This is a genomic window from Phenylobacterium sp., from assembly GCF_024508875.1.
Taxonomy (GTDB): domain Bacteria; phylum Pseudomonadota; class Alphaproteobacteria; order Caulobacterales; family Caulobacteraceae; genus Phenylobacterium.
In genome coordinates this window covers 1-2,345 of the sequence record NZ_JANINU010000285.1, presented here as the reverse complement: position 1 = coordinate 2,345, position 2,345 = coordinate 1, and the positions used below count along the sequence as shown (strand labels likewise).

Annotated in this window: 2 protein-coding genes and 1 pseudogene; all 3 read left to right on the top strand. The window is 68.4% G+C overall.

From position 1 onward, the window contains the following. Positions 1-326: pseudogene (locus tag Q0L11_RS19160) on the top strand (F0F1 ATP synthase subunit alpha); the annotation flags it as partial. Positions 327-355: 29 nt separating this feature from the next. Then, entirely contained in the window at positions 356-1,228 is an 873-nt protein-coding gene (locus tag Q0L11_RS19155; protein WP_296599361.1) for a F0F1 ATP synthase subunit gamma, read from the top strand. A gap of 16 nt (positions 1,229-1,244) precedes the next feature. After that, positions 1,245-2,345 (top strand): F0F1 ATP synthase subunit beta (gene atpD / locus Q0L11_RS19150; RefSeq protein ID WP_296599360.1); only part of this gene is annotated, 1,101 nt, incomplete at its 3' end.

Below are 2,345 nucleotides of genomic sequence, written 5' to 3'. Positions count from 1 at the left end.
CCGCCTTCGCGAAGTTCGGCTCGGACCTGGACGCCGCCACCCAGCGCATGCTGGCGCGCGGCGAGCGCCTGACCGAGCTGCTGAAGCAGCCCCAGTACGCCCCGCTCGCGGTGGAAGAACAGGTTGCTGTGGTCTACGCCGGCACCCGCGGCTACCTCGACAAGGTCCCGACCGCTCAGGTCGGCCGCTTCGAGCGCGAACTGCTGGCGCACCTGCATGCCAAGCATCAGGGCCTGCTGGACAAGATCCGCACGACCAAGGACCTGAAGGGCCTCGAAGACGACCTGAAGGCGGCCCTGGCCGGCTTCGCCGACACCTTCGCCTAAGCGCCGACGCGAGGAGCGAGTAACCGGCGATGGCCACCGTCAAGGAAATGCGCACTCGGATCGCTGCGGTGAAATCCACCCAGAAGATCACGAAGGCGATGCAAATGGTCGCCGCGGCCAAGCTGCGCCGCGCCCAGAACGCCGCCCAGAGCGCCCGGCCCTACGCCGAGCGCATGGGCGCCGTGATCGCCAACCTGGCGGCAGGCGTGTCGGGCGACGGCGCGCCCAAGCTGCTGGTGGGCACGGGTTCGACCCAACGCCACCTGGTGGTCATCTCCACGTCGGACCGCGGCCTGGCCGGCGGCTTCAACAGCTCGATCGTCCGCGCCGCCCGCCAGCGCATCGACGCGCTGATCGCCGAGGGGAAGGACGTGAAGATCCTGACCGTCGGCCGCAAGGCGCGGGACCAGCTCCGCCGCCTGCACGCCACGCGTCTCGTCGGCGGCTATGAGGCCGGCGGCAACCCGTCCCTCGCGGTCGCCGAAGAGGTTTCGGGCAAGATCCAGGACATGTTCGACGCCGGCGAGATCGACGTCGTCACGCTGTTCTTCTCGAAGTTCCAGTCGGTGGTCACCCAGACCCCCACGGCCAAGCAGCTCATCCCGGCCGAGGTCGCCGCCGGCGCCCCGCCGATCGACCTGAAGGGGGCTGCTTACGAGTACGAGCCCGACGAGGAATCGATCCTGGCCGACCTCCTGCCGCGCAACATCACGACCCAGATCTTCTCCGCCATGCTGGAGAACCAGGCCGGGTTCTTCGCCGCTCAGATGACGGCGATGGACAACGCCACCCGCAACGCCGGCGACATGATCGCCAACCTGACCCTGCAGATGAACCGAGCCCGCCAGGCGCAGATCACCAAGGAGCTGATCGAGATCATCTCCGGCGCCGAAGCGATCTAGTACGAGAGAACGAACGATGGCCACGACGACCACCGCCGCCAAGAAGCCCGCCGCCAAGGCTCCGGCCAAGGCTCCCGCCAAGCGCGCGCCCGCGAAGGCCGCCGCGACCCCGAAGGCCGCCGCCGTCAAGGGCGTCGCCACCGGCAAGCTGGTTCAGATCATCGGCGCCGTCGTCGACGTCGAGTTCGAGGGCCACCTGCCCGCGATCCAGAACGCGCTGGAAACCACCAACGTCGACCAACGGACGGGCCAGCCCTTCCGCCTGGTGCTGGAAGTCGCCCAGCACCTGGGCGAGAACACCGTCCGCGCCATCGCCATGGACACCACCGAAGGCCTGACCCGCGGTCAGCCGGTGGTCGATACGGGCAAGGCCATCACCGTGCCGGTCGGCCCGGCCTGCCTGGGTCGCATCATGAACGTCATCGGCGAGCCGATCGACGAAGCCGGCCCGATCGCCACCACCTTCACCAGCCCGATCCACCGCGAAGCGCCGTCGTTCTCGGAACAGTCGACCTCGGCCGAAGTGCTGGTCACGGGCATCAAGGTCATCGACCTGCTGTGCCCCTACACCAAGGGCGGCAAGATCGGCCTGTTCGGCGGCGCCGGCGTGGGCAAGACCGTGACCATGCAGGAGCTCATCAACAACATCGCCAAGGCCTACGGCGGTTACTCCGTGCTGGCCGGCGTGGGTGAGCGGACCCGCGAAGGGAACGACCTCTACCACGAGATGATCGAGTCCAACGTGAACGTGGACCCGAAGGCGAACAACGGCTCGACCGAAGGCTCCAAGTGCGCCCTGGTCTACGGCCAGATGAACGAACCTCCGGGCGCCCGCGCCCGCGTGGCCCTGACCGGCCTGGCCCAGGCGGAATACTTCCGCGACCAGGAAGGCAAGGACGTGCTGCTGTTCATCGACAACATCTTCCGCTTCACCCAGGCGGGTTCGGAAGTGTCGGCGCTGCTGGGCCGCATCCCCTCGGCCGTGGGCTACCAGCCCACCCTGGCCACCGAGATGGGCAACCTGCAGGAGCGCATCACCTCGACCTCGAAGGGCTCGATCACCTCGGTGCAGGCCATCTACGTGCCCGCCGACGACCTGACCGACCCGGCGCCGGCC

What these genes read in the sequence shown, in the direction of transcription:
- Q0L11_RS19155 (WP_296599361.1), top strand. Translation starts at nt 356, where the DNA reads ATGGCCACCGTCAAGGAAATGCGCACTCGGATCGCTGCGGTGAAATCC.